Consider the following 23,452-nt stretch of genomic DNA (forward strand, 5'->3'; position numbering starts at 1 on the left):
GGCGCTGCCGGCCGCACCGCCCGTGCGCAGCACGCCGGCCCCGGCGCTGCCGGCCGTTCCCGACGTCGCGCCGGCCAGTGGCGCCTGGCGCTGGCCGACCCAGGGCCAGGTCATCGGCCGCTTCGTGGCCGGCGACCCCAAGCGCCAGGGCCTGGACATCGCCGGCAGTGCCGGCCAGTCCGTGCAGGCCGCGGCCGACGGCGTCGTCGTGTATTCGGGTTCGGGCCTGGTGGGTTACGGCGAGCTGATCATCGTCAAGCACAGCGACGAATGGCTTTCGGCCTATGCGCACAACCGCAGGCGGCTGGTGGGCGAGGGTGCCGCGGTGAAAGCCGGCCAGCAGATCGCCGAAATGGGCCGCACCGGCACCAGTCGCGACATGCTGCACTTCGAGGTGCGCCGCAACGGCAAGCCGGTCGACCCGATGCAGGTGCTGCCGGCCCGCTAAGTTTCCTGTGGGAGGGACTTCAGTCCCGAAGTGTTTCGGGACTGAAGTCCCTCCCACAGGTCAGCCGGGCAGCAGGAAGGCGACTACGACCTTGCGGCCCTCGGTCGCCAGCACGTTGAAGGTGCGGGCCGCGGCGGCATTGTCCATCACTTCAAGGCCGACCCCGCGGGTCAGCATCGCCGCCATCACCGCCGCCGACGGGAAACGCTGGCGCGGGCCGGTGCCCAGGATCGCGACCGAGGGTTTCAGGGCCAGCAGGGCGTCCATGTGCGAGGCTTCGAGCGTATCCACTCCTGAAGGCGGCCAGTCTTCGACCAGCTGGTTGGGGCTCAGCACGAAGCTGCGTTCGAGCGTGAGCTGGTTGACCAGCACGCCCGACTCGGTGGTGCCGCGCAAGACGAAGCTGAAGTCGGGGTTTTCCTGCGACAGCTGCACCGTTCCCTCCGCCTGGTCAGTCCTTGGGCAGCACGATCAGCGGCTTGTCCGCGCGGCGGCGGTAAAGCACGGCGACGTTGCCGATCCGGGCGACAAGGGTCGAGTCGGTGCGCTTGCACAGCTCGGCGATCCACTCGTCGCGCAGTTCGCGGTCGCCGGCGTGGATCTTCACTTTCAGCAGTTCGTGGTGTTCGAGCGCCTGGCCGGCTTCGGTCACCAGCGCGTCGGTGATGCCCTTGGCGCCGACGATCAGCACGGCCTTGAGGTCATGGGCCAGGCCCCGCAGGTAACGTTTCTGGGTATTGCTCAGGGCGGTGGCCATGGTTTCGCGGGCGGCTCGGAAGGGGCGCTAGGGTATCATGGCGGCCCGTCCCCCCGATGTTTGCCATGGCCCGTAGCCGCAGCAGCCAGCGCTGGCTCAAAGAGCACTTCGATGACCCCTTCGTGAAGAAGGCCCAGTCCGAGGGCATGCGCTCGCGCGCCGCCTACAAGCTGGAGGAGCTGATCGAGCGCGACCGGCTGCTCAAACCCGGCATGGTCGTGGTCGACCTGGGCGCGGCCCCCGGCGGCTGGTCCCAGGTGGTGCGGCGTGACCTGGGCGACCGGGGCCGGGTCCTGGCCCTGGACATCCTGGACATGCCCTCGATCGCCGGGGTGGAGTTCATTCACGGCGATTTCAGAGAGGACGGGCCATTGTCCCAGCTGGAGGCGCTGCTCGGTGGCGCTGCCGTGGACCTTGTGCTTTCCGACATGGCCCCCAATATGACTGGCGTGGATACCGTGGACCAGGCCCGGGCGATGTACCTCTCGGAGCTGGCCCGCGATTTCGCGGACAAGCACCTCAAGGTCGGTGGCGCGTTCCTGATCAAGCTGTTCCAGGGCGAAGGTTTCGACGCCTACGTCAAGGAGCTCAGGACCCGCTACGACAAGCTGGTCATCCGCAAGCCCGCGGCGTCACGGCGTCGCTCCAATGAAGTTTATGCGCTGGCCACCGGCAAGCGACGAGGAACCAAGTGATGAACGACCTGGCAAAAAACCTACTGCTCTGGCTGGTCATCGCCGTCGTGTTGATGGCGGTGTTCAACAGCTTCTCGACGCCGGGTGCGGCCACGTCCGAGCTCAGCTACAACCAGTTCATCGCAGAGGTGAAGAGTGGCCGCGTTTCCGAGGTGAACATCGCCGAGGACCAGATCTCGGTCACCGGCAAACGCTCGGACGGCTCGGTGTTCACCACGGCTGCGCCGGACGACTCGCGCCTGCTCGACACCCTGTTCGAGAATGACGTCCAGATCACCCAGGAGAAGCCCAAGCCGCGTTCGCTGCTGCTGAGCATCCTGTTCAACCTGCTGCCGGTGGCGCTGATCATCGGTTTCTGGTTCTTCATGATGCGGCAGATGCAGCAGGGTGGCGGCAAGGGCGCCATGAGCTTCGGCAAGTCCCGCGCCAAGCTGCAGGGCGAGAACGAGGTCAAGGTCACCCTGGCCGACGTCGCCGGCTGCGACGAGGCCAAGGAAGAAGTCGGCGAGCTGGTGGAGTTCCTGCGCGACCCGGGCAAGTTCCAGAAGCTGGGCGGCAAGATCCCGCGCGGCGTGCTGATGGTCGGTCCGCCGGGCACCGGCAAGACCCTGCTGGCCCGCGCCATCGCCGGCGAGGCCAAGGTGCCGTTCTTCTCGATCTCGGGCTCCGACTTCGTCGAGATGTTCGTCGGCGTCGGCGCCAGCCGCGTGCGCGACATGTTCGAAACCGCCAAGAAGCACGCGCCCTGCATCATCTTCATCGACGAAATCGACGCCGTCGGCCGCCACCGTGGTGCCGGCCTGGGCGGCGGCCATGACGAGCGCGAGCAGACGCTCAACCAGCTGCTGGTCGAGATGGACGGCTTCGAGGGCGGGGAGGGCGTGATCGTCATCGCCGCCACCAACCGCCCGGACGTGCTGGACCCGGCGCTGCTGCGCCCGGGTCGCTTCGACCGCCAGGTCACCGTCGGCCTGCCGGACGTGCGCGGCCGCGAGATGATCCTGAAGGTGCACATGCGCAAGGTGCCAATCGACGACGACGTCGATCCGATGACCATCGCCCGCGGCACCCCGGGCTTCAGCGGTGCCGACCTGGCGAACCTGGTCAACGAGGCGGCGCTGTTCGCCGCCCGCGAAAACGCCAAGTCGGTGCGCATGGAGCATTTCGACCGCGCCCGCGACAAGATCCTGATGGGCGCCGAGCGCCGCTCGATGGCCATGAGCGAGGACGAGAAGAAGCTCACGGCTTATCACGAGGCGGGCCATGCCATCGTCGGCCGCGTCGTGCCCGAGCACGACCCGGTCTACAAGGTGACGATCATCCCGCGCGGCCGTGCGCTGGGCGTCACCATGTACCTGCCCGAAGGCGACAAGTATTCCTACAACCGCACCCACATCGAGTCGATGCTGTGCTCGCTGTATGGCGGCCGCGTGGCCGAAGAGCTCATCTTCGGCACCGACAAGGTCACCACCGGCGCCAGCAACGACATCGAGCGCGCCACCAAGATGGCCCGCAACATGGCCACCAAGTGGGGCCTGTCGGACGAACTGGGCCCGATCGCCTACGGCGAGGAAGAGGACGAGGTGTTCCTGGGACGCTCCGTCACCCAGCACAAGAACGTCTCGGACGACACCGCCCGCAAGATCGATGAGGTCGTGCGCTCCATCCTCGACCGCGCCTACCAGCGCACCCGGGAGATCCTCACGGACAACATGGACAAGCTGCACGTGATGGCCGAGGCCCTGCTGACCTACGAAACCATCGATGCCCACCAGATCGACGCCATCATGGAAGGCCGCCGTCCGGGCCCGCCCGCCGACTGGGCCAAGTCCGGCCGCATTTCCAAGGATGACCCGGGTCCCGGCCCGGCCGCCGGCCCGCTGGGCGGCCCGATGCCGCAGACCTGAGTCGAAACTTCGATTAGCCTGTGGGAGGGACTTCAGTCCCGATGCTTTGCGTGAAGGCATCGGGACTGAAGTCCCTCCCACCTTCGTTTCCGGGGTGTCCCATGTTCGACCTCTCTCCCCAGCTCGACTGCGCCGGTCGCCTGCTCAGGCTCGACGTGCCGCGGGTCATGGGCATCGTCAACGTCACCCCCGACTCGTTTTCCGACGGTGGCAACCATGACTCCACCGAGGCGGCCGTCGCCCACGGCCTGCGGCTGGCGCAGGAGGGGGCCGACCTGCTCGACGTCGGCGGCGAATCCACCCGGCCGGGCGCGGACGCGGTCCCGCTGGACGAAGAGCTCCGGCGGGTCATCCCGGTCATCGAACGCCTGGTCGCTGAAACGAAGCTCCCGGTGTCGGTCGACACCTCGAAGCCGGAAGTGATGCGTGCCGCCGTGGCGGCAGGCGCCGGCATGATCAACGACGTCTTCGCGCTCCGCCGTGATGGTGCGCTCGACGCCGCGGCCGCGGCGGGCGTGCCCGTCGTGTTGATGCACATGCAGGGCGAGCCCGGTTCGATGCAGGAAGCGCCGGCCTACGATGACCTGCTGGGCGACGTGCATCGGTTCCTGGCCGAACGCATCTTCGCCTGCGAAATGGCCGGCATACCCAAGAAGCTGATCGTGCTCGACCCCGGCTACGGCTTTGGCAAGACCACGGCGCACAACCTGTTGCTGCTGCGCCAGCAGTCGCGCCTGCTCGACCTGGGCCTGCCGCTGCTGGCGGGCTTGTCGCGCAAGCGCAGCCTGGGCGAGATCACCGGCCACGAGGTCGGCGATCGCGTGCATGCTTCGGTGGCGGCGGCGGTGATGGCCGCGGAATACGGCGCCCGCATCCTGCGCGTGCACGACGTCGCGGCGACCGTGGATGCGCTCAAGGTATGGGCTGCCATCGCCGCCCAGCCGGCGCCGCAGGCAGCGCCAGCCAAGCCCGCGATCCGCTGGCCCGACGACGAATAAGCTGCACTGGTCACGCGCTGACCAAACCGGCTGCAAGCCACGCCCCGCCTGGCTCCCAGGCTTTCATCCACAGGCGTTCTCCCAGGCTTGTCCACAGGGTCTGTGGATTTCAGCCGCCGGTCGGTGCCCGGTTGGCGCGGAAAGCGAGGACCCGCGGGTCGACCACGCGTTTCCACAGCGGCGGCACCAGCGCGAGCACGAACATCGCCGCATAGCCGCCCGGCAGTTGGGGGCTGTCGGGCTGGTGGCGCAGGATGGCGTAGCGCCGCTTGGGGAAGGCATGGTGGTCTGAGTGGCGCTGGAGCTGGAACAGCAGCAGGTTCGACAGCGCGTAGTCGGAATTCCAGCTGTGCAGGTGGGTGGTGCGCTCGTAGCGGCCGTCGGGTCCACGCTGGCGTTCGAGGCCGTAGTGTTCGATGTAGTTGATGATTTCCAGCGACCCGGCCGCGAGCAGGCCCTGCACCAGGAAAAACGCCAGGCCCACCGGTCCCAGCCAGGCCAGGAACAGGCCGGCGAACAGCAGCCAGACCCCCGTCCAGGCCATCATCTCGTTGCGCCAGTGCAGTTTCGGCAGGCCCAGGCCCTGCAGCCGCCTCGCCTCGAGCCGCCAGGCATTGAGCGTATTGCGCCACATCGCGCGGGGCAGGAAATGCCAGAGCGACTGCCCGAAACGGGCGCTGGACGCGTCCTCGGGCGTCGAGACATGCACGTGGTGGCCGCGCAGGTGTTCGATCTTGAAGCCGTGGTAGCCGACGCTGGCCAGCAACAGGCCGCCGACGAGGGGCTCGAGCCGGCCGTCCTTGTGGATCAGTTCGTGGGCGGTGTTGATCGCCAGGATGCCGCCCACCACGCCCTGCGAGAGCAACCAGCCGGCGACGCCCAGCGGTCCGAAGCCGGCCTGGCTGAACCAGTACGCCGACCAGGCCAGCACCGCCAGCTGCACCGGCAGGCAGGCGAGGGTGAGGCCACGGAACCAGGCGCTGTCCGATACTGCCCGTTCCTGCCCGGGCGCCACGTTCACCGGATCGTGGCCCAGCGCGTAGTCGGCCGCCGGCAGCAGCACGAAAAGGAAGAACAACGGGAACCAGGCCAGCAGGTCCGCCCGGCCCGAAGCGAGCCCCAGCCACGCAGCGGCCGGCATCAGCGCGGGCACCACGAAGACCAGCAGGAAGGCGAGGCGTTTGGACTGCGGCACGGCGGTCGGACCCACGGTAACCGGCCCCCAGCATACGCGCCGAACGCCGCCGTTCAAGGGGGCAGGGCCGTTGCGAAGGCGTTAAGCTGTGCGGCCACCCGTATCCCCAGGAGCCCCCATGGACTGGACGTCCCCGCTGCACATCACCTTCGCCATCTACATCCTTGGCATGGTCGGGATCGGCTTCGTGGCCTGGTATTCCACCAAGAATTTCGACGATTACATCCTGGGCGGACGCTCCCTGGGCAGTTTCGTCACCGCGCTGTCGGCCGGCGCCTCGGACATGAGCGGCTGGCTGCTGCTGGGCCTGCCCGGCGCCTTTTACGTCGGCGGTTTTTCGGAAGCCTGGATCGCCGTCGGCCTGGTCATCGGTGCCTGGGCCAACTGGCGCTACGTGGCGGCGCCGCTTCGGCTCTACACCGAACGCAGCCAGAACGCGCTGACCCTGCCGGACTATTTCACCCACCGGTTCGAGGACCGCAACAAGGTGCTGCGCTCGGTGTCGGCGGCGATCATCCTGATCTTCTTCGCGGTGTATTGCGCCGCGGGCATCGTCGCCGGCGCGCGCCTGTTCGAGTCGGTGTTCGAGGTGCCCTACGGCCAGGCCATCTGGTACGGCGCCGCGGCGACCATCCTCTACACCTTCGTCGGTGGGTTCCTAGCCGTGAGCTGGACCGACACCGTGCAGGCGACGCTGATGTTCTTCGCGCTGATCCTCACGCCCATCTTCGTGGTGATCGGGCTCGGCGGCCCCGAAACGAGCATCGCGCTGGTCGAGCAGGTGGATCCGGCCAACCTGCAGTTCTTCAAGGGCGCTACGGTGCTGGGCGTGGTCTCGCTGCTGGCCTGGGGCCTGGGCTACGTCGGCCAGCCGCACATCCTGGCGCGTTTCATGGCCGCCGAATCGGTGCGCACGATCCCGCCGGCCCGCCGCATCGCGATGACCTGGATGATCCTGTGCCTGGCGGGCGCGATGGGCGTGGGCTTCTTCGGCATCGCCTGGTTCGAGGCCAACCCGGCGCGCGCCGCCGCCGTGGCCGACAATCCCGAGCGCGTGTTCATCGAACTCTCGACGCTGCTGTTCAACCCCTGGGTGGCGGGCATCCTGCTCTCGGCGATCCTGGCGGCGGTGATGAGCACCCTGAGCTGCCAGCTGCTGGTGTGTTCGAGTGCGATCACCGAAGACTTCTACAAGGGCTTCCTGCGCCCCAAGGCCGGCCACAAGGAGCTGGTCTGGGTCGGCCGCTTCTCGGTACTGGCGGTGGCGATGCTGGCGATCTGGCTGGCCGCCGATCCCGACAGCCGCGTGCTGGGCCTGGTCAGCTATGCCTGGGCGGGCTTCGGCGCCGCCTTCGGGCCGGTGGTGGTGCTGTCGCTGTTCTGGAAGGGCACCACGCGCAACGGCGCCCTGGCCGGCATGATCGTCGGCGCCCTGGTGGTGATCGGCTGGAAGCAGCTGGGCACCGGCCTGTACGAAATGGTCCCGGGCGTGGCGCTGGCGACGCTGGCGATCGTGCTGGTCAGCCGCTTCGGCCGGCCGCCTTCGCCGGCGATGCACGGCCAGTTCGACGCGGTGCACGCCGAACTGCGGCGCAGCGAGGGCTGAACCATGCGCGACACCCGCCCGCTGGCCGTTGCCCTGATGGGGCCCACGGCCTCGGGCAAGACGGCGCTGGCGGTGCAATGGTGCCAGCGCCTGGACACCGAGGTGGTCAGCGTCGATTCGGCGCTGGTCTACCGCGGCCTGGACATCGGCGCCGCCAAACCGGACCCACGAACCCTGGCGCTGGCACCGCACCACCTGGTGGACGTGCGCGACCCGCACGAGGTGTACTCGGCGGCCGATTTCGCCCGCGAGGCAATGGCGCCGATGCAGGCACTGGCCGAACGTGGCCGGGTGCCGCTGCTGGTCGGCGGGACGGGGCTCTACTTCAGCGCCTTGCTCGACGGACTGTCGGAATTGCCAACGGCCGACCCGGCGACCCGTGCCCGGATCGCCGAAGAGGCCGCCGAGCGCGGCTGGCCGGCCCTGCACGCCGAGATGGCCGCGGCCGACCCCGCCGCCGGGCGGCGCATCAAGCCCGGCGACAGCCAGCGCATCACCCGTGCCCTGGAAGTCTGGCGCCTGACCGGCCGGCCGATCAGCGACTGGCAGCAGTCCGGTGTCCGCCGGCGGTTCCCGTTCCGGGTGCTGCGCCTGGTCCTCGCGCCCAGGGACAGGGCGGTGCTGCATGCGCGAATCCAGGTGCGTTTCGACCAGATGCTCGAGCAGGGTTTCCTGGATGAAGTGCGGCAACTGCGCCGCGACCCACGCCTGCACCCGGACCTGCCGGCCATGCGCGCGGTCGGTTATCGCCAGGCCTGGCAACACCTTGAAGGGCTCACCGATGCCCCCACCTTCCGTGCACAAGCCATCGCCGCCACCCGCCAGCTGGCCAAGCGCCAGCTCACCTGGCTGCGGTCCCGGACCGAGGCACTGTGGCTGGATCCGGAGACTGAACGGGACCTCGCGGAGCGGCGCCTGGCGGCGTTCCTGGCCCGCCCGGCAAAGCGGTAGCTGGTAGACTCCCGGGCATTCGCGGCCCTGGACCCTTTGGCCGCAAATCGCGCCCCGCTGGCGCGCCACAATAAGAAGATGGAGTCCACCGATGTCCAAAGGCCAATCCCTCCAGGACCCGTTCCTGAACGCCCTGCGCCGCGAGCGCATCCCTGTTTCGATCTACCTGGTCAACGGCATCAAGCTGCAGGGCACGATCGAAAGTTTCGACCAGTTCGTCGTCCTTCTGCGCAATACGGTCAGCCAGATGGTCTACAAGCACGCCATCTCCACCGTCGTCCCGGCCCGCAACGTGCGCGTGGGCCCCGGTGGCGGCCAGGTGGCGGGCAGCCAGGGCGACGAGGACGAGGCGGGTCCGGAAGATTGATCACCCGGATGTCCGATGTTTGAGCGTGCCCGCAAGGGCGAACGGGCCCTGCTGGTGCAACCGCACCCGCCGGGCCAGCAGGACCCGTCCCGCCTCGAGGAGTTCACCGAGCTGGCCCATTCGGCCGGCGCCACCGTGGTCGGCACCGTGCCGGCGCGCGTCGAGCGCCCGAATCCGGCCTATTACATCGGTACCGGCAAGCTCGAGGAAGTGAAGTCCGCCTGCGAGGCCACCGAGGCCGACCTGGTGCTGGTGAACGAGCTGCTGACGCCGGCCCAGGAGCGAAACCTCGAGCGCGTGCTCAAGCGCCGCGTGGTCGATCGCACCGGCCTGATCCTGGACATCTTCGCCCAGCGCGCCGCCAGCCACGAAGGCAAGCTGCAGGTGGAGCTGGCGCAGCTCAAGCACTGGGCCACGCGCCTGGTGCGCGGCTGGACCCACCTCGAGCGCCAGCGCGGTGGCGCCATCGGCCTGCGCGGCCCCGGCGAAACCCAGCTCGAGCTCGACAAGCGCATGCTGCAAAAGAAGCTTGAATCGGTGCGCGCGCGCCTGGACAAGGTCGAAGTGCAGCGCACGCAGATGCGTCGTGCACGCCTGCGCAACGACATCCCGCGCGTGGCCCTGGTCGGCTACACCAACGCCGGCAAGTCGACGCTGTTCAACATCCTGACCAATTCCGGCGTCTACGCCGACGATAGGCTCTTCGCCACGCTCGACCCGACCACGCGTCGCATCGAAGGCGTGGCGCCGCTGGTGCTGTCGGACACCGTCGGCTTCGTGCGCGACCTGCCGCATGAGCTCGTCGCCGCCTTCCGTTCGACCCTGTCCGAGGCCCGCGACGCCGACCTGCTGCTGCACGTGGTCGATGCCGCCGACGAACTGCGCGACGAACGCATCGGCCAGGTGGACGCGGTGCTCGGGGAAATCGGCGCCGGCGACATCCCGCAGGTGCTGGTCTTCAACAAGATCGACCGCATCGAAGGCGCCGCGCCAAGGCGCGACCCCGAGGTCGAGGGGCGTGAACGCGTCTGGCTGTCGGCGAAGACCGGCAATGGCCTCGATGGGCTGCGCGAGCTGCTCACCGACCGCTTCCTGGACCGTCGCGTGGCCGGCGAACTGGCCCTCGGGCCGGGCCAGGGGCGGCTGCGTGCGCGTCTTCACGAGGTCGGCGCCGTGAAGACGGAGTCAAGCGACGAGGACGGGTGGCACCTGGAAATCGACCTGCCCAGGGCAGTCGCAGAGCGCCTTTCGTCCGAACCGGGGGGCGAATCACTGGCGGGCCTCTTGCTTGTGGCCCCCGCCGCCCCTACCTACAATCCTGAGACCAACTGATGCGTGAGCAAGCAATGGCCTGGAACCAGCCTGGAAAAGGCAAACAAGATCCCTGGAAAGGCAAGGACCCCGGCAACGAGGTCGAAGCCTTCGTGAACCGCCTCAAGGGCATGTTCGGCGGCGGGGGCGGCGGTGGTCGTGGCCGTGGCTCGAACCCGTCCGGCGGCTTCAATCCGGTTCCCTGGGTCGTCGGCCTGTTCGGCATCTGGCTGGTCTTCAACAGCTTCAAGCTGATGGACGAGCGCGAGCGCGGCGTCGTGCTGCGTTTCGGCGAGTTCAACCGCGTCATGATGCCGGGCCCGAACTTCAAATGGCCCTGGCCCATCGAAACCGTTTACGTGGTGCCGGCCACCGAGGTGATCGAGATCACCGACCAGGTGCGCGTGCTGACCAAGGACGAGAACCTGATCGACATCAAGTTCAACGCCCAGTACAGCCGCACCGACCCGCGCACCTTCCTGTTCGGCTCGGTCAATCCCGAGCAGACCCTGAAGGATTCGGCCGAGAGCGCCGTGCGCGAGGTCGTGGGCCGCAACACCATGGACACCGTGCTGTTCGACCGCGCCCAGCTGGTGATCGAGGCGCAGGCCCGCCTGCAGGAGTCGCTGGATTTCTACGAGACCGGCCTGAACGTCATCAACTTCAACCTTCAGGACGCGCGTCCGCCGGAGGAGGTGAAGGAAGCGTTCGACGACGCCATCGCCGCCCGCGAAGACAAGAACCGCATCGAGAACGAAGCCCGCGCCTACGCCAGCAAGGTGGTGCCGGAAGCCCGCGGTGTCGCCGCGCGCATGCGCACCGAGGCCGAAGGTTACAAGGCCCAGTCGATCGCGCGCGCCGAGGGTGACGCCGAGCGTTTCACCCTGCTGGTGTCCGAGTACCGCAAGGCGCCGGAAGTCACCCGCAAGCGCCTTTACCTGGAAACCCTGCAGGAAGTCCTGTCGGCCAATCCCAAGGTGATCGCCGGCGAAGGCAACATCCTCTACCTGCCGTTGGGTGGCGAAACCAACCGGACCCGCATCCCGACCGAGGCGCCGGTGCTGCGCCTGCCGGCGACCCAGGCCGCGTCCGAGCCCGAACCGCAGCCGCGCGACACCCGCCGCCAGGGAGGCCGCTGACATGAATCGTTTCACTCTCATCCTCTTCCTGGCCATCGCCGCGCTGCTGGCGGGCATGGGCTCGGTCTACGTGGTCAATGAAAGCCAGACCGCCATCGTGCTCAACCTGGGCCGCGTGGTCCGCGCCGACATCCAGCCGGGCCTGCACTTCAAGTGGCCGCTGGTCGAGGAGGTGCGCAAGTTCGACCAGCGCATCCTCTCGCTCGACGACCAGCCGGAGCGTTACCTCACGTCGGAGAAGAAGGACGTCAGCGTCGACTTCTTCGTGAAATGGCGCATCAAGGACGTGGCCACCTACTACCGCGCCGCCAGCGGCGGCAGCGAGGAAGCCGCGCGCCAGCGCCTGACGCCGATCGTCAAGAACGCCCTGCGCAACGAGATCAACCAGCGCACCTTGCAGGAGGTCGTTTCCGCCGGCCGCGCCGAGCTTTCCGGCGCCTTCCTGGTGAAGGTCAACGAAGGCGCGGTGTCGCTGGGCGTGGAAGTGGTGGACGTGCGCATCAAGCGCATCAACCTGCCCGACGACAGCAACATCCTGACCACGGTCTACAGCCGCATGCGCACCGAGCGCACCCAGGTCGCCAACCAGCTGCGCGCCGAAGGCGTGGAGCTGAGCGAGACCATCCGCTCGGAAGCCGACCGCCAGCGCGTGGTGACCCTGGCCGAAGCCGAACGCGACGCGCAGAAGCTGCGCGGTGAAGGCGACGCCCGCGCCGCCGAGATCGCGGCCGCGGCCTATGGCAGCGACCCCGAGTTCTATGCCTTCTACCGCAGCCTGGAGCTGTACCGGAATTCGATGGCCGACGGCCAGACGGTGCTGGTGCTCGACCCGGACTCGGAGTTCCTGCGTTACATGGGCAACAGCGGGCGTTGACCGGTGCCTGACCTTTGGGCCGCGCTCTGCCTGGTCCTGGTGCTCGAGGGGCTGCTGCTTTTCGCGGCCCCCGGGGCCTGGAAACGGGCAGTCGCCCAGCTGCTGGCCATGGGCGAGCGTTCACTGCGAGTCGCCGGGGCGGTCATGATTGGCCTGGGCCTGCTGGCCCTGCAGTGGATCCGCGGCTGAGTCCCGCCTAAGGGCCTGTCCGGCCCGGGCCGGGCCGGGCTAGCCCCGGCCGGGGAAAACGGGGATAATTTCGCAAAGCCGGGGCGACCTCCGGCTTTTTCCGTGTCTGGGCCCGGGTCAGCGGCCCGACGCCGTCGCCCCGACGCCTTTCTTTTTTCCGGAGTGCAGGGTCATGGGTCAGTCGGTCGTGGTGTTGGGTGCCCAGTGGGGCGACGAGGGCAAGGGCAAGATCGTCGACCTGCTCACCGAGGAAATCGGTGCGGTCGTGCGCTTCCAGGGCGGCCACAACGCCGGCCACACCCTGGTCATCAACGGCAAGAAGACCGTCCTGCACCTGATTCCCTCCGGCATCCTGCGCGAAGGCGCGCTCTGCCTGATCGGCAACGGCGTCGTGCTCAGCCCGGCGGCCCTGCAGAAGGAAATCGGCCAGCTCGAGGAGAGCGGCGTCGAAGTGCGCTCGCGCCTGAAGATCAGCCCGGCGACGCCACTGATCATGCCCCACCACATCGCACTGGACCAGGCGCGCGAGAAGGCCGCCGGCGGCAAGGCCATCGGCACCACCGGTCGCGGCATCGGCCCGGCCTACGAGGACAAGGCGGCGCGCCGCGGCATCCGGGTCGCCGACCTGAACTACCCCAAGGAGCTGGCCGAGAAGCTGCGCAGCACGCTCGATTACCACAACTTCGTGCTCACCCAGTACCTGGGCGTGGAGGGCGTGGACTTCCAGAAGACCCTGGACGAGGCCCTGGCCTTCGGCGAATACGTGGACCCGATGAAGGCCGACGTCGCCGGCATCCTGCACGAGCTGCGCAAGCAGGGTAAGCGGGTGCTGTTCGAGGGCGCCCAGGGCTCCCTGCTCGACATCGACCACGGCACCTATCCCTACGTCACCTCGTCCAACACCACCGTCGGCGGCGCCATGGCCGGTACCGGCGTCGGCGCCGACGCCATCGACTACGTGCTGGGCATCGCCAAGGCCTATGCCACCCGCGTCGGCGGTGGCCCGTTCCCGACCGAGCTCAACGACGACGTCGGCCAGGGCATCCGCGACCGTGGCCAGGAATACGGCGCCACGACCGGCCGTCCGCGCCGCTGCGGCTGGATGGACATCGTCGCGCTCAAGCGCGCCGTCGCCATCAATGGCATCTCCGGCCTGTGCATCACCAAGCTCGACATCCTCGACGGCATGGAGAAGCTCAAGATCTGCATCGCCTACGAGTACCGCGGCAAGCGCACCGAATACGCGCCGCTCGACGCCGCCGGCTGGGACGAGTGCACGCCGGTGTATCTGGAATTCCCGGGCTGGGAAGAGTCGACCGCCGGCGTCACCCAGTGGGACGACCTGCCGCCTGCGGCGCGCGCCTACCTGCGCGCGCTCGAGGAACTGGCGGGCTGCCCGCTGGCCATCGTCAGCACCGGTCCGGGCCGCGAGTCCACGATCGTGCTGCAGGATCCGTACGCGTCCTGACCCGGCCGACCGGCGGAGCTGTCCATTGAAGACTCCCGCCGGGCTGCAGGCCCTGGTTGACGACGGCGTGGTGCACGCCGTGCTGCGCCAGCTCAAGAGCGGCAAGGAAGCGTCCGTTTTTGTTGTCCGCAGGGGCGACGAGATCCTGTGCGCGAAGGTCTACAAGGACCTGGGGCAGCGCAGCTTCCAGGCACGTTCGCAGTACCAGGAAGGCCGCAAGGTCCGGGGCAGCCGGCAGGCGCGTGCCATGGGCAAGGGCAGCAAGTTCGGCAAGAAGGAACTGGAGTCCGCCTGGAAAAACACCGAGGTGGATGCGCTCTACCAGCTGTCGGCGGCAAACGTGCGCGTGCCGCGGCCGATGGGCTATTTCAATGGCGTGCTGGTGATGGAGCTGATCGCCGACAGCGAGGGCCACAGTGCTCCGCGTCTGGGAGAAGTCCAGCTCGAAGCCGGGCAGGCGCGCGAGTTCTTCCGGTTCCTGGTGCGCCAGGTCGTGCGCATGCTCTGCGTCGGCGTCATCCACGGCGACCTGTCCGAGTACAACGTGCTGGTGGACCCCCAGGGGCCGGTGATCATCGACCTGCCCCAGGCGGTGAGCGCCGCCGGCAACAACAACGCGCGGGCCATGCTGCTCCGCGACGTCAGCCGCCTGCGCACCGCCCTGGCCCGGTTCGCCCCGGACCTGGAGAACCTGCACTACGGCGAAGAGATGTGGGCCCTGTTCGAGCAGGGCGAGCTGGGGCCGGAGACCGAACTCACCGGGGCCTTCGTCTTCAGTGAGGACGATGCCGACGTGGACGCGGTGCTGATGTCGATCGAGGACGCCCGCCAGGAAGCCCTGATCCGGCAGCAGGGCAGGGAAGCGGCGGCGCAGGACGACTAGGCGCGCTGGCTGCTCAGGAAGTGCAGGTGGCGTTCGTACTGGTCGATGACGTCGTTGATCACGGCGTCGCGTGACCAGCCCATCACGTCGTAGTCCTGGCCGCCTTCGCTCAGGTGCACTTCGGCGCGGTAGTAGCGAAGCGCCGAGGCCCGCTGGGCGCGCGTATCGCTGAGCGTGAAGCTGGGCGGCTCGTAGGGCCGCGGCCGGATGACGTAGCGGAAGGCCTGTTCCTGGCCATGCCGGATGTCGAGCGTGATGCGGCCGTCGTCGCCGTCGATCACCTCGGCCTCGACCCCGCGTTCGCGCAGTTCGGTGGCGACCTGCCGGATCGCGGGGCGCGCCGCCTCTTCCAGGAACGTGCCGACTTCGGCGCGGCTGGGCTGGTGCACCAGCGTCTGCAGGCGCTGCTGCCAGGTATAACCGTCGCCCCCGGCCTGGGTGCGGGCGAACTGCAGGCTGCTGCGCTTGGCCGCGTCGGTGCGCAGGGCACGCAGCAGGCCCCAGCAGACCAGGGCCATCACCATGGTGAAGGGCAGGGCGCTGGCGATGGACGCCGTCTGCAGCGCGGCAAGCCCGCCGGCGAGCAGCAGCACCGCCGCCACCACGCCCATCAGCACCGACCAGAAGATGCGCTGCCAGGTGGGCGAGTCCTCGGCGCCGCCCGTGGTCAGCATGTCCACCACCAACGCCCCCGAGTCCGAGGAGGTCACGAAGAAGGTGATCACCAGGATGGTCGCCAGCAGAGAGGTGACCGAGGCGAACGGCAGGTGGCTGAAGAACTCGAACAGCGCAACGGTCGTGTCCGCCGCCACCGCCTCGGCCAGGCTGCCGATGCCCTGCATCAGCACCATGTGGATGGCGGTGTCGCCGAAGAAGGTCATCCACATGAAGGTGAAGCCCAGCGGCACCAGCAGCACGCCGATGACGAACTCCCGGATGGTCCGGCCGCGCGAGACCCGGGCGATGAACATGCCCACGAACGGCGACCAGGCGATCCACCAGCCCCAGTAAAACAAGGTCCAGCCGCCGATCCAGCCGGTGGGTTCGTAGGCGTAGAGGTTGAAGGTCATCGAGAACAGGTTGGAGATGTACATGCCGGTGTTCTGGACCAGCGTCTGCAGCAGGAAGACGGTGGGGCCGGCCACGAGCACGAACACCAGCAGGATCACCGCCAGCGCCATGTTCAGTTCGGAGACGCGACGGATGCCGCCGTCCAGGCCCAGGCCGACCGAAATGGTGGCCAGGCCGGTGATGCCCGCGATCAGCAGCATTTGCATGCCGATGCCCACCGGGACGCCGAACAGGTGGTTGAGCCCGGCATTGACCTGCATGACGCCGAAGCCCAGCGAGGTCGCCACGCCGAAGATGGTGCCGAACACGGCGAAGGTGTCGACCGTGTGCCCGGCGATGCCGTGGATTCGGTCACCGATCAGCGGGTAGAGCGACGAACGGATGGTCAGCGGCAGCCCGTGCCGGAACGAGAAATAGGCCAGGGAAAGTCCCACCACGGCGTAGATCGCCCAGGCGTGCACGCCCCAGTGGAACAGGGTGATGCGCATGGCCTGGCGCGCGGCTTCGGCCGTGCCCGGCGGACCCACCGGGGGGTCGCTGAAATGCATGATCGGCTCGGCGACGCCGAAGAACATCAGGCCGATGCCCATGCCGGCGGAGAACAGCATCGCGAACCAGGACCGGTAGCTGTAGTCGGGGCGGCTGTGGTCGGGGCCCAGGCGGATGCGGCCGTACCCGGACATGGCCACGCCCACCACGAAGACCAGGAAGCCAGCCACCGCCAGCACGTAGAACCAGCCCGCCTGGGTGATCACCCAGGACTGCACGGCGGCGAATCGCTGTTCGGCCGCCTCCGGCCAGAGCGCCGCCAACGCGACGAACAGCACGACGATCACGCTCGAGGTGATGAACACCGGTGGGTTCATCACGATGCGACGTCGCGGTGCCGTTTGCTCGGGGGCCTTGTCCATGGGTATTCCTTTTATTCTTCGCGCATCGGATCAGAAGTAGAAGCCGATGTTGATGTTCAGGCGGGAATTCCAGCCGTCGTCGCCGGGCTGCAGGCCGATGCCCGGGCCGCCGATGAACCACATGTTGCGCCCGCTGATCAGGTCCACGTAGGTGAAGGACTTGCCCTTGGCGAAGCTGCAGCCGAGCACGTTCTGCCAGGAGTCGCCGTTGCCGGCGCCACGCCCGCGGGTGGTGCTGAGGTTGTTGTAGCAGGTGATGCCGTCGAACCAGCCGCTGCGTGGCAAGGCCCAGGCCGCGTTGGCGCTGACGACGTGCGCCTGGGCGGCGATCTCGAACGGAAACAGGAAGGCCGACAGCGCCACCCGGTCGCCTGGCACGTCGTAGCGGTACCAGGCCCATTGGCCCTGCCAGGTCCAGGCGCCGCGCTGGTGCTGCAGGTGCAGCGCCGCGCCATGGTGGCCGTGGCGGCGGCCGCTGGCCTGGTCCTGGACGCGGCCGGTGAAGGCCGAGGCACCGAATTCGGTCTGCGCGTCATCGTTGCCGGCGCTGCGCGCCCAGCGCAGGTTGAGGCGTTCGCGCTCGCGGTAGCGCAGGTTGCCGTCGTCGGCCAGGTCGAAGGAGTAGCGGTCGAACCGGGCGCCGTCGCCATACTCATCACCCAGGAACAGGCCAACATGGAACTCGTCGCGGTCGCCGGCCTGCCGGTAGACCAGGCCGGTGTCGTAGTCGTCCTCCAGCCCCAGGTAATAGCCGGAGCCGAACCAGAAGCTGTGCGAGGCATACGGCAGCAGCCCGAAGGGCACCTGCTGGATGCCCAGCTTCAGGTCGCGGTCGTCGTCCAGTCGCCAGCCCGCCCAGGCGTGGTGAACGGCGTCGAAGCCGTCGTACCAGCGATACTGGAGGGAAAAGAACAGCGGTCCGCGCGCGCCCTTGGCGTCGACGCGCAGCAGTTCGAGGTCGATGTCGCCGTTGCCAGCCGGATCGCCGTAGTCGCGCCAGCCGACGTTGAAACGCACGGCGCCACCGAGGTCGAAATGGTTGGCCGGCGACTCGTCGGAAGCGCGCACGGGCCCGCACCCGAGGCCGAGGACAAGGCCCAGGGCCACCAGGCTGCCTTGGAGGAAGGGCCGGGTTGCCATGCAGGGACCTTACGAGCCGCGTGCCGGCAAGTCCACCCGGCGAACCGGCGGCGCAAATGAAAAACCCCGCCGAAGCGGGGTTTTTTGAACCTGGTGCCCAGGAGAGGACTCGAACCTCCACGGTTTTACCCGCTAGTACCTGAAACTAGTGCGTCTACCAATTCCGCCACCTGGGCAGGTGTCTTGGCGCAGGGCGACAAGAGCCGCGTAATTTAAGGGCCGGGGTTCGCTTTGTCAATGGTTTCCCAGGCGCCCGGCCGGGCCGTGACGCGGCCAGTCAGGGGCCCCGGTGTACCATGACCGGATGACCAAAGACCCCAAGAACAAAAACAAGACCAAGGGGGCCTCGCTCCCGCCCTGGATGCCCGACAACATGCGCTCGCAGGGCGCCGCGAAGGACACCGCCAAGCCTGCCCGGCCCGGCAAGGCCGCCGCGGGCAAGGCGCCCCGCCCGGGCAAGGCCGCGAAGTCCGCCAAACCCGGCAAGCCCGCCAGCCCCGGTCGCCCGGGCAAGGGCGCTGCGTCGCCTGCGGGTGCCGGCAAGCCGCCGCGCCGTCCCGCCCGGGGTGGCCGCCCCGGCAAGCCCCACGCGGCCGCCGCGGGAGGCGTGCACGATCCTATGGCGGCCCGTGAAGCCGCCAAGTACGAAAACCCGATCGCCAGCCGCGAGGCCATCGCCGCCCTGCTGGGCGACAGCGACGGCCCGCTGACCGCCGAGGAGATCGGCGAAGCCCTGGACCTGCTCGCCGAGGACCGTTTCGAGGCCCTGTCGCGCCGGCTGGCGGCGATGGTCCGGGACGGCCAGCTGCTGCGCAATCGCCGCGGCGGTTATGCGGCGGCCCAGCAGCTGGACCTGGTTGCCGGTACCGTCATCGCCAACCCCGACGGGTTTGGCTTCCTCAAGTGCGACGACGGCGGCGAAGACCTGTTCCTGCCGCCCGGCGAGCTGCGCAAGGCCCTGCACGGCGACCGCGTGCTGGCCAGCATCACCAGCGTCGACCGCCGCGGCCGCCGCGAGGGCGCCATCGTCGAAGTGCTCGAGCACCGCCTCACGCGCCTGACCGGCCGCTACAGCGAACGCGCCCGCATCGGCATGGTCGTGCCCGACGACCGCCGCGTCCTGACCGAGGTGCTGATTCCGCCGGAAGACAACAACGGCGCCCGCGAAGGCCAGCTCGTGGTGGTGGAAGTCACCCAGCCGCCTGAAAAAGGCCGGCCTCCGATGGGCCGGATCCTGCTGGTGCTGGGCGACCGGCTGACGCCCTCGCTGGTGGTCCAGGCCGCCATCCACGGCCACGACCTGCCCCACGAGTTCCCGCGCGAAGCCCTGGCCGAAGCCGCCGCGGTGCCGCTGGACGTGCCGGCCTCCGAGATCCGCCGCCGCGTCGACCTGCGCAAGCTGCCCCTGGTCACCATCGACGGCGAGGACGCCAAGGACTTCGACGACGCGCTGTGGTGCGAGCCCAACGACGAAGGCTTCCGCCTGATCGTGGCCATCGCCGACGTTTCGCACTACGTGAGGCCGGAAACCGCGCTCGACGAAGAAGCGGTCAAGCGTGCCACCTCGGTCTACTTCCCGGGGTTCGTGGTGCCGATGCTGCCCGAGACCCTTTCCAACGGCATCTGCTCGCTGATGCCCAAGGTCGAACGCCTGTGTTTCGCCTGCGACATGCAGGTGGACTTCGACGGCAACGTGGTGCGCTCGAAGTTCTTCGAGGCCGTGATGCGTTCGCACGCGCGGCTGACCTACACCCAGGTCTGGAAGGCGGTGGGCGAGGGCGATACCGACGCGGGCAAGGAAGCCATCGCCCAGGTCGGCGCGTCGCTGATGCCGCAGGTCCAGCGCCTGCACCAGCTCTACAAGGTGCTGGCGAAGGCGCGCAACCGCCGCGGCGCCATCGAGTTCGAAACCTCGGAAGTGCGCTTCGTGCTCGACAACAGCGGTGAGGTGGTCCAGGCCGGCATGCTCGAGCGCAACGACGCCCACAAGCTGGTCGAGGAATGCATGATCGCCGCCAACGTCGAGGCGGCGAAGTTCGTCACCGCGAAGGAAATGCCGGCACCGTTCCGCGTGCATCCGCGGCCGCCGGAAGCCAAGTACGGCGACCTGCTCGAATACCTGTCCGAGTTTGGCCTGAGCCTGCCGCCCTGGGGCAAGGTGCAACCGCGCGACTTCACCCACCTGCTGCGCAAGGTGCGGGCACGTCCGGACGCCGCGCTGCTCGAAACGGTGCTGCTGCGCTCGCAGAGCCTGGCTGTCTACCAGACCGACAACCAGGGCCACTTCGGCCTGGCGCTCGAGGCCTACGCCCATTTCACCTCGCCCATCCGCCGTTATCCGGACCTGCTGCTGCACCGGTCCATCAAGCACGCGCTCGACAAGGGCCATGCCGACGGCTACCGCTATTCGACCAAGGACATGGCGGCGCTGTCGCTGCACTGTTCGGAGAAGTCGCGCAAGGCCGACGAGGTCGAACGCGAAGTGGACGAACGCTACCGCAGCGCGTGGATGGAAAAACACGTCGGCGACGAGTTCGACGGCGTGGTCAGCGGCGTGACCAACTTCGGCTTGTTCGTCGAGCTGGCCGGGTCCAAGGTCAACGGCCTGGTGCACGTGACCCAGCTGCCGCACGATTTTTACCACTTCGATCCGCTGCGTCGCAGCCTGGCCGGCGAACGCACCGGCCTGCGCTTCCGGCTCGGTGATCCGGTGCGGGTGCTGGTGCTCAAGGCCAGCGTCGAGGACAAGCGCATCGATTTCAGGCTGGTGGTGCCGGAAGGCGCGCCGAAGAAGAAAAAGAAGGCCGCGGCCCACTGAGCCCGGCGAAGGAAACACACGAATGAGCAGCAAGAAGGACAACTGGGTTGCCGGCATCAATGCGGTGGCCTCCGCCCTGGAACACGACCTCGAACACGTGCGCGAGGTCCTGCTCGAGGCCGGCAGCAAGAACCCGCGCATCACCGAGATCGAGGAGACCGCCCGGCGGCGCGACGTTTCGGTGCGCCGGGTGCCGGCGCAATCGCTCGAGGGCATCGCCGGCGGCCTGCGCCACCAGGGCGCAGTGGCGCGCTACGAAGCGGCCAAGGCCACGGACGAAAAGGAACTGCCCGCCCTGGTCGAGGCCGCCGCCGGCAAGGCCCTGGTGCTGGTGCTCGACGGCGTGCAGGACCCGCACAACCTCGGCGCCTGCCTGCGCAGCGCCGCGGCCGCCGGCGTCACCGCGGTGGTGATCCCCAAGGACAAAGCCGCGCCGGTGAACGCCACCGTGCGAAAGACCTCGGCCGGTGCCGCCGACCGCATCCCGGTGGTCAGCGTCACCAACCTGGCGCGCACGATGCGCGCCCTCCAGGAAATGGGCGTCTGGCTCTATGGCCTCGACGGCGAGGCCAAGGCGACGATCCACGCCACCGACTTCACCGGCAACGTCGCGCTGGTGATGGGCGGGGAAGGCGAGGGCATGCGCCGGTTGACCCGCGACACCTGCGACGGCCTGGTGCGCATCCCGATGCCCGGTGAGATGGAAAGCCTCAACGTCTCGGTCGCCACCGGCGTCGCCCTGTTCGAAGTTGTTCGCCAACGCGGAGACGTGAAATGAGCCTTCAATGGTATGACTTCGTCGGCCTGGCCGGCGTCGCCTTCGTGCTCGGTGCCTTCTTCCTGCTGCAGGCGGGCAAGCTCAAGGGTGACTCGTTGGGCTATCAGTTGGCGAACCTGTTCGGCGCGGTTTTCATCCTGCTGTCGATCTTCGCGACCGGCCAGGATTTCCGCGACGTCATCTCGGCCACCATCATGCAGCTGGCCTGGATCGTGATCAGCCTTTACGGCCTCTGGCGCAGCCTCAAGGCCCGCGCCGCCCGGTTCCGGCGGCCGCCGGGCGGCGGGCAGTAGCCCCGGTCAGCCCAGCGAGGCCAGCCACTCGTCGTCGCTGCCCTCGTTGATGCCTTCGAACAGGAAGGTGCTCAGGTAGCGTTCGCCGGTGTCCGGGATCATGGCCAACACGACGCTGCCCGGGTCCAGCGTGCGCGCGACTTCCAGCGCCGCCGCGAAGGTGGCGCCGCCCGAGATGCCGCAGAAGATGCCCTCGCGCGTGGCCAGGTCGCGTGCGGTGTCGCGCGCCACGACATCGTTGACCGGCACGATCAGGTCGTAGATGTCGCGGTTGAGTACGTCCGGGATGAAGTCCGGGGTCCAGCCCTGGATCTTGTGCGGCTGCCACTCCTTGCCCGACAGCAGGGCCGCGCCCTCGGGCTCGGTGGCGGCGATCTTCAGGGTGGGGCGGGCGAGCTTGAGCACCTCGCCGGCACCGGTGAGGGTGCCGCCGGTGCCATAACCGGTGACGAACCAGTCGAGCCGGCGGCCGGCGAAATCGCGCAGGATTTCGGGGCCGGTGGTGGCGCGGTGCCAGGCCGGGTTGGCCGGGTTCTCGAACTGCCGGGCGAGAAAGGCGCCGTGTTTCTCGGCGAAGGCCTGGGCGTGCCGCACCATGCCGCTTCCACGCTCGGCGGCCGGGGTCAGGATGACCTTGGCGCCCAGCGCCCGCATCAGCTTCCGGCGTTCGACCGAAAAGGTCTCGGACATGAAGGCGACGAAGGGATAACCGCGTGCCGCGCAGACCGCCGCCAGGGCGATGCCGGTGTTGCCGGACGTGGCCTCGACCACCATCTGGCCCGGCTTGAGCGTTCCCGAGGCTTCGGCGTCGAGGATGATCGCGGTGGCCAGGCGGTCCTTCACCGATGACATCGGGTTGAAGAACTCCAGCTTGGCGTACATCTGCACGCCTTCTGGGGCGAGACGGTTGATGCGCACGATCGGCGTGTCGCCGACGGTGCCCAGGATGCTGTCGTGGATCATGACGGGGTACCCCTGCCAGGGAAGTGCCGGATCAGCGGGTCGCCAGTGCCGCCCCGGCCGAGCGGCGCCAGCGATTGAGCACGTCGCAAAACAGCGCCGCGGTGCGTTCGGTGTCGTACACGGCCGAATGCGCCTGGTCGCCGTCCCATTCGAGCCCGGCGGCCTGCACGGCCCGGCTCAATACGGTCTGGCCATAGGCCATGCCGGCCAGCGTAACCGTATCGAAGGTGGAAAAGGGGTGGAAAGGGTTGCGTTTGTGTCCCACCCGCGACACCGCAGCGTTCAGGAAGCCGAGGTCGAAATGGGCGTTGTGCCCGACCAGGATGGCGCGCTGGCAGCCGTGCCGCTTGGCCGCCGCCCGGACCTTGGCGAAGACCAGGTCCAGGGCCTCGCGCTCGGGCAGGGCGCCGCGCAGCACGCAGTCCAGGCGGATGCCGGTGACTTCCAGGGACTTGGGGTCGATCTCGCTGCCCTCGTAGGGCTCGACGTGGCTGCTGGCGACTTCGCCGGGCACGTAGTCGCCGGCTTCGTCGAGCTCGATCGGGATCGCGGCGATCTCGAGCAGGGCATGGCGGTTGCAGTCGAAGCCGCCGGTTTCGACGTCGACGACCACGGGCAGGAAGCCGCGAAAGCGCTCGGCCATGCGCGGCGTGGGGGTGTTTTCCATGCCGCGAAGGATAACAGGGCCGG

Annotated in this window: 23 protein-coding genes and 1 tRNA gene; 16 read left to right on the forward strand and 8 right to left on the reverse strand. The window is 68.4% G+C overall.

Features of this window, described 5'->3' with window-relative positions; all coding sequences use genetic code 11:
• The coding region (locus N788_RS12975; RefSeq protein WP_034225864.1) for a peptidoglycan DD-metalloendopeptidase family protein at window positions 1-448 on the forward strand (448 nt) is incomplete at its 5' end.
• Between the two features lie 60 nt (window positions 449-508).
• Here N788_RS12975 and N788_RS12980 read toward each other — a convergent pair.
• Window positions 509-883, reverse strand: a complete 375-nt coding sequence (locus N788_RS12980) for an Mth938-like domain-containing protein (RefSeq protein WP_034225865.1) — start codon at window positions 881-883, stop codon at window positions 509-511.
• A 16-nt stretch (window positions 884-899) separates the two neighbouring features.
• On the reverse strand, window positions 900-1,205 hold the full coding sequence (yhbY, locus tag N788_RS12985) for a ribosome assembly RNA-binding protein YhbY (protein ID WP_034225867.1): 306 nt from the start codon (window positions 1,203-1,205) through the stop codon (window positions 900-902).
• A gap of 65 nt (window positions 1,206-1,270) precedes the next feature.
• On the opposite strand from yhbY, the gene rlmE reads away from it, so the two are divergent.
• From rlmE to folP, 3 genes are all read left to right on the forward strand, one after another.
• Window positions 1,271-1,900 carry a 23S rRNA (uridine(2552)-2'-O)-methyltransferase RlmE gene (gene rlmE, locus N788_RS12990; RefSeq protein WP_034226109.1) on the forward strand — a complete coding sequence of 210 codons (630 nt, stop codon included), beginning with the start codon at window positions 1,271-1,273 and terminating at the stop codon, window positions 1,898-1,900.
• A complete protein-coding gene (gene ftsH / locus N788_RS12995; protein WP_034225870.1) occupies window positions 1,900-3,807 on the forward strand; it encodes an ATP-dependent zinc metalloprotease FtsH in 1,908 nt (635 codons plus the stop codon). Before rlmE ends, ftsH begins: the two co-directional genes overlap by 1 nt.
• Before the next feature lie 101 nt (window positions 3,808-3,908).
• On the forward strand, window positions 3,909-4,805 hold the full coding sequence (gene folP, locus N788_RS13000) for a dihydropteroate synthase (protein ID WP_034225872.1): 897 nt from the start codon (window positions 3,909-3,911) through the stop codon (window positions 4,803-4,805).
• A 109-nt stretch (window positions 4,806-4,914) separates the two neighbouring features.
• Here folP and N788_RS13005 read toward each other — a convergent pair whose 3' ends face one another.
• Window positions 4,915-6,015 carry an alkane 1-monooxygenase gene (locus N788_RS13005; protein ID WP_051924659.1) on the reverse strand — a complete coding sequence of 367 codons (1,101 nt, stop codon included), beginning with the start codon at window positions 6,013-6,015 and terminating at the stop codon, window positions 4,915-4,917.
• Window positions 6,016-6,118: 103 nt separating this feature from the next.
• Between N788_RS13005 and putP the strand changes: the two genes are divergently transcribed.
• The 9 genes from putP to N788_RS13050 all read left to right on the forward strand — a co-directional run bounded on the left by putP (window position 6,119) and on the right by N788_RS13050 (window position 14,788).
• Window positions 6,119-7,606 carry a sodium/proline symporter PutP gene (gene putP, locus N788_RS13010; RefSeq protein ID WP_034225874.1) on the forward strand — a complete coding sequence of 496 codons (1,488 nt, stop codon included), beginning with the start codon at window positions 6,119-6,121 and terminating at the stop codon, window positions 7,604-7,606.
• Window positions 7,607-7,609: 3 nt separating this feature from the next.
• Window positions 7,610-8,557, forward strand: coding sequence for a tRNA (adenosine(37)-N6)-dimethylallyltransferase MiaA (miaA, locus tag N788_RS13015; protein ID WP_034225876.1), 948 nt, complete (start codon window positions 7,610-7,612; stop codon window positions 8,555-8,557).
• 91 nt (window positions 8,558-8,648) lie between these two features.
• Window positions 8,649-8,924 carry an RNA chaperone Hfq gene (gene hfq, locus N788_RS13020; protein WP_034225877.1) on the forward strand — a complete coding sequence of 92 codons (276 nt, stop codon included), beginning with the start codon at window positions 8,649-8,651 and terminating at the stop codon, window positions 8,922-8,924.
• A 15-nt stretch (window positions 8,925-8,939) separates the two neighbouring features.
• Window positions 8,940-10,256 carry a ribosome rescue GTPase HflX gene (hflX, locus tag N788_RS13025; protein ID WP_034225879.1) on the forward strand — a complete coding sequence of 439 codons (1,317 nt, stop codon included), beginning with the start codon at window positions 8,940-8,942 and terminating at the stop codon, window positions 10,254-10,256.
• A 14-nt stretch (window positions 10,257-10,270) separates the two neighbouring features.
• Window positions 10,271-11,374, forward strand: coding sequence for an FtsH protease activity modulator HflK (gene hflK, locus N788_RS13030; protein WP_051924660.1), 1,104 nt, complete (start codon window positions 10,271-10,273; stop codon window positions 11,372-11,374).
• A gap of 1 nt (window position 11,375) precedes the next feature.
• On the forward strand, window positions 11,376-12,248 hold the full coding sequence (hflC, locus tag N788_RS13035; protein ID WP_034225882.1) for a protease modulator HflC: 873 nt from the start codon (window positions 11,376-11,378) through the stop codon (window positions 12,246-12,248).
• 3 nt (window positions 12,249-12,251) lie between these two features.
• Complete coding sequence (locus N788_RS13040; RefSeq protein WP_034225885.1) at window positions 12,252-12,437, forward strand: DUF2065 family protein; 186 nt, start codon at window positions 12,252-12,254, stop codon at window positions 12,435-12,437.
• 172 nt (window positions 12,438-12,609) lie between these two features.
• Complete coding sequence (locus tag N788_RS13045) at window positions 12,610-13,905, forward strand: adenylosuccinate synthase (protein WP_034225891.1); 1,296 nt, start codon at window positions 12,610-12,612, stop codon at window positions 13,903-13,905.
• 25 nt (window positions 13,906-13,930) lie between these two features.
• Entirely contained in the window at window positions 13,931-14,788 is an 858-nt protein-coding gene (locus N788_RS13050) for a PA4780 family RIO1-like protein kinase (protein ID WP_034225895.1), read from the forward strand.
• On the opposite strand, the gene N788_RS13055 is transcribed toward N788_RS13050, so the two are convergent.
• From N788_RS13055 to N788_RS13065, 3 genes are all read right to left on the reverse strand, one after another.
• Entirely contained in the window at window positions 14,785-16,770 is a 1,986-nt protein-coding gene (locus N788_RS13055) for a BCCT family transporter (protein ID WP_034225898.1), read from the reverse strand. The genes N788_RS13050 and N788_RS13055 overlap by 4 nt on opposite strands.
• 30 nt (window positions 16,771-16,800) lie before the next feature.
• A complete protein-coding gene (locus tag N788_RS13060; protein ID WP_051924678.1) occupies window positions 16,801-17,838 on the reverse strand; it encodes a hypothetical protein in 1,038 nt (345 codons plus the stop codon).
• A gap of 163 nt (window positions 17,839-18,001) precedes the next feature.
• Window positions 18,002-18,086: transfer RNA gene (locus N788_RS13065), tRNA-Leu, on the reverse strand.
• 128 nt (window positions 18,087-18,214) lie between these two features.
• Between N788_RS13065 and rnr the strand changes: the two genes are divergently transcribed.
• From rnr to N788_RS13080, 3 genes are read left to right on the forward strand one after another with little or no spacing between them, the layout of a single operon-like run.
• Complete coding sequence (gene rnr / locus N788_RS13070) at window positions 18,215-20,728, forward strand: ribonuclease R (RefSeq protein WP_084696056.1); 2,514 nt, start codon at window positions 18,215-18,217, stop codon at window positions 20,726-20,728.
• A 22-nt stretch (window positions 20,729-20,750) separates the two neighbouring features.
• Complete coding sequence (rlmB, locus tag N788_RS13075; protein ID WP_034225903.1) at window positions 20,751-21,506, forward strand: 23S rRNA (guanosine(2251)-2'-O)-methyltransferase RlmB; 756 nt, start codon at window positions 20,751-20,753, stop codon at window positions 21,504-21,506.
• Window positions 21,503-21,799, forward strand: coding sequence for a CBU_0592 family membrane protein (locus N788_RS13080; protein ID WP_034225906.1), 297 nt, complete (start codon window positions 21,503-21,505; stop codon window positions 21,797-21,799). The genes rlmB and N788_RS13080 overlap by 4 nt, the downstream gene beginning before the upstream one ends.
• Window positions 21,800-21,805: 6 nt before the next feature.
• On the opposite strand, the gene cysK is transcribed toward N788_RS13080, so the two are convergent.
• Window positions 21,806-22,762 carry a cysteine synthase A gene (gene cysK / locus N788_RS13085; protein ID WP_034225908.1) on the reverse strand — a complete coding sequence of 319 codons (957 nt, stop codon included), beginning with the start codon at window positions 22,760-22,762 and terminating at the stop codon, window positions 21,806-21,808.
• 31 nt (window positions 22,763-22,793) lie between these two features.
• The gene (gene rnt / locus N788_RS13090; RefSeq protein ID WP_051924661.1) at window positions 22,794-23,429 is read right to left on the reverse strand and encodes a ribonuclease T; all 636 of its coding nucleotides are present in this window, start codon (window positions 23,427-23,429) and stop codon (window positions 22,794-22,796) included.
• Between the last annotated feature and the right edge of the window lie 23 nt (window positions 23,430-23,452).

This window comes from Arenimonas donghaensis DSM 18148 = HO3-R19, from assembly GCF_000743535.1.
GTDB lineage: Bacteria > Pseudomonadota > Gammaproteobacteria > Xanthomonadales > Xanthomonadaceae > Arenimonas > Arenimonas donghaensis.

Bases quoted from the DNA above. Each gene is read 5' to 3' on its own strand.
- folP (WP_034225872.1), top strand. From the start codon at position 3,909: ATGTTCGACCTCTCTCCCCAGCTCGACTGCGCCGGTCGCCTGCTCAGG.
- rlmE (WP_034226109.1), top strand. From the start codon at position 1,271: ATGGCCCGTAGCCGCAGCAGCCAGCGCTGGCTCAAAGAGCACTTCGAT.
- ftsH (WP_034225870.1), top strand. From the start codon at position 1,900: ATGAACGACCTGGCAAAAAACCTACTGCTCTGGCTGGTCATCGCCGTC.
- rnr (WP_084696056.1), top strand. From the start codon at position 18,215: ATGACCAAAGACCCCAAGAACAAAAACAAGACCAAGGGGGCCTCGCTC.
- hfq (WP_034225877.1), top strand. From the start codon at position 8,649: ATGTCCAAAGGCCAATCCCTCCAGGACCCGTTCCTGAACGCCCTGCGC.
- hflX (WP_034225879.1), top strand. From the start codon at position 8,940: ATGTTTGAGCGTGCCCGCAAGGGCGAACGGGCCCTGCTGGTGCAACCG.
- yhbY (WP_034225867.1), bottom strand. From the start codon at position 1,205: ATGGCCACCGCCCTGAGCAATACCCAGAAACGTTACCTGCGGGGCCTG.
- cysK (WP_034225908.1), bottom strand. From the start codon at position 22,762: ATGATCCACGACAGCATCCTGGGCACCGTCGGCGACACGCCGATCGTG.
- N788_RS13055 (WP_034225898.1), bottom strand. From the start codon at position 16,770: ATGGACAAGGCCCCCGAGCAAACGGCACCGCGACGTCGCATCGTGATG.
- hflC (WP_034225882.1), top strand. From the start codon at position 11,376: ATGAATCGTTTCACTCTCATCCTCTTCCTGGCCATCGCCGCGCTGCTG.
- hflK (WP_051924660.1), top strand. From the start codon at position 10,271: ATGGCCTGGAACCAGCCTGGAAAAGGCAAACAAGATCCCTGGAAAGGC.
- putP (WP_034225874.1), top strand. From the start codon at position 6,119: ATGGACTGGACGTCCCCGCTGCACATCACCTTCGCCATCTACATCCTT.
- N788_RS13045 (WP_034225891.1), top strand. From the start codon at position 12,610: ATGGGTCAGTCGGTCGTGGTGTTGGGTGCCCAGTGGGGCGACGAGGGC.
- N788_RS13080 (WP_034225906.1), top strand. From the start codon at position 21,503: ATGAGCCTTCAATGGTATGACTTCGTCGGCCTGGCCGGCGTCGCCTTC.
- rlmB (WP_034225903.1), top strand. From the start codon at position 20,751: ATGAGCAGCAAGAAGGACAACTGGGTTGCCGGCATCAATGCGGTGGCC.
- miaA (WP_034225876.1), top strand. From the start codon at position 7,610: ATGCGCGACACCCGCCCGCTGGCCGTTGCCCTGATGGGGCCCACGGCC.
- rnt (WP_051924661.1), bottom strand. From the start codon at position 23,429: ATGGAAAACACCCCCACGCCGCGCATGGCCGAGCGCTTTCGCGGCTTC.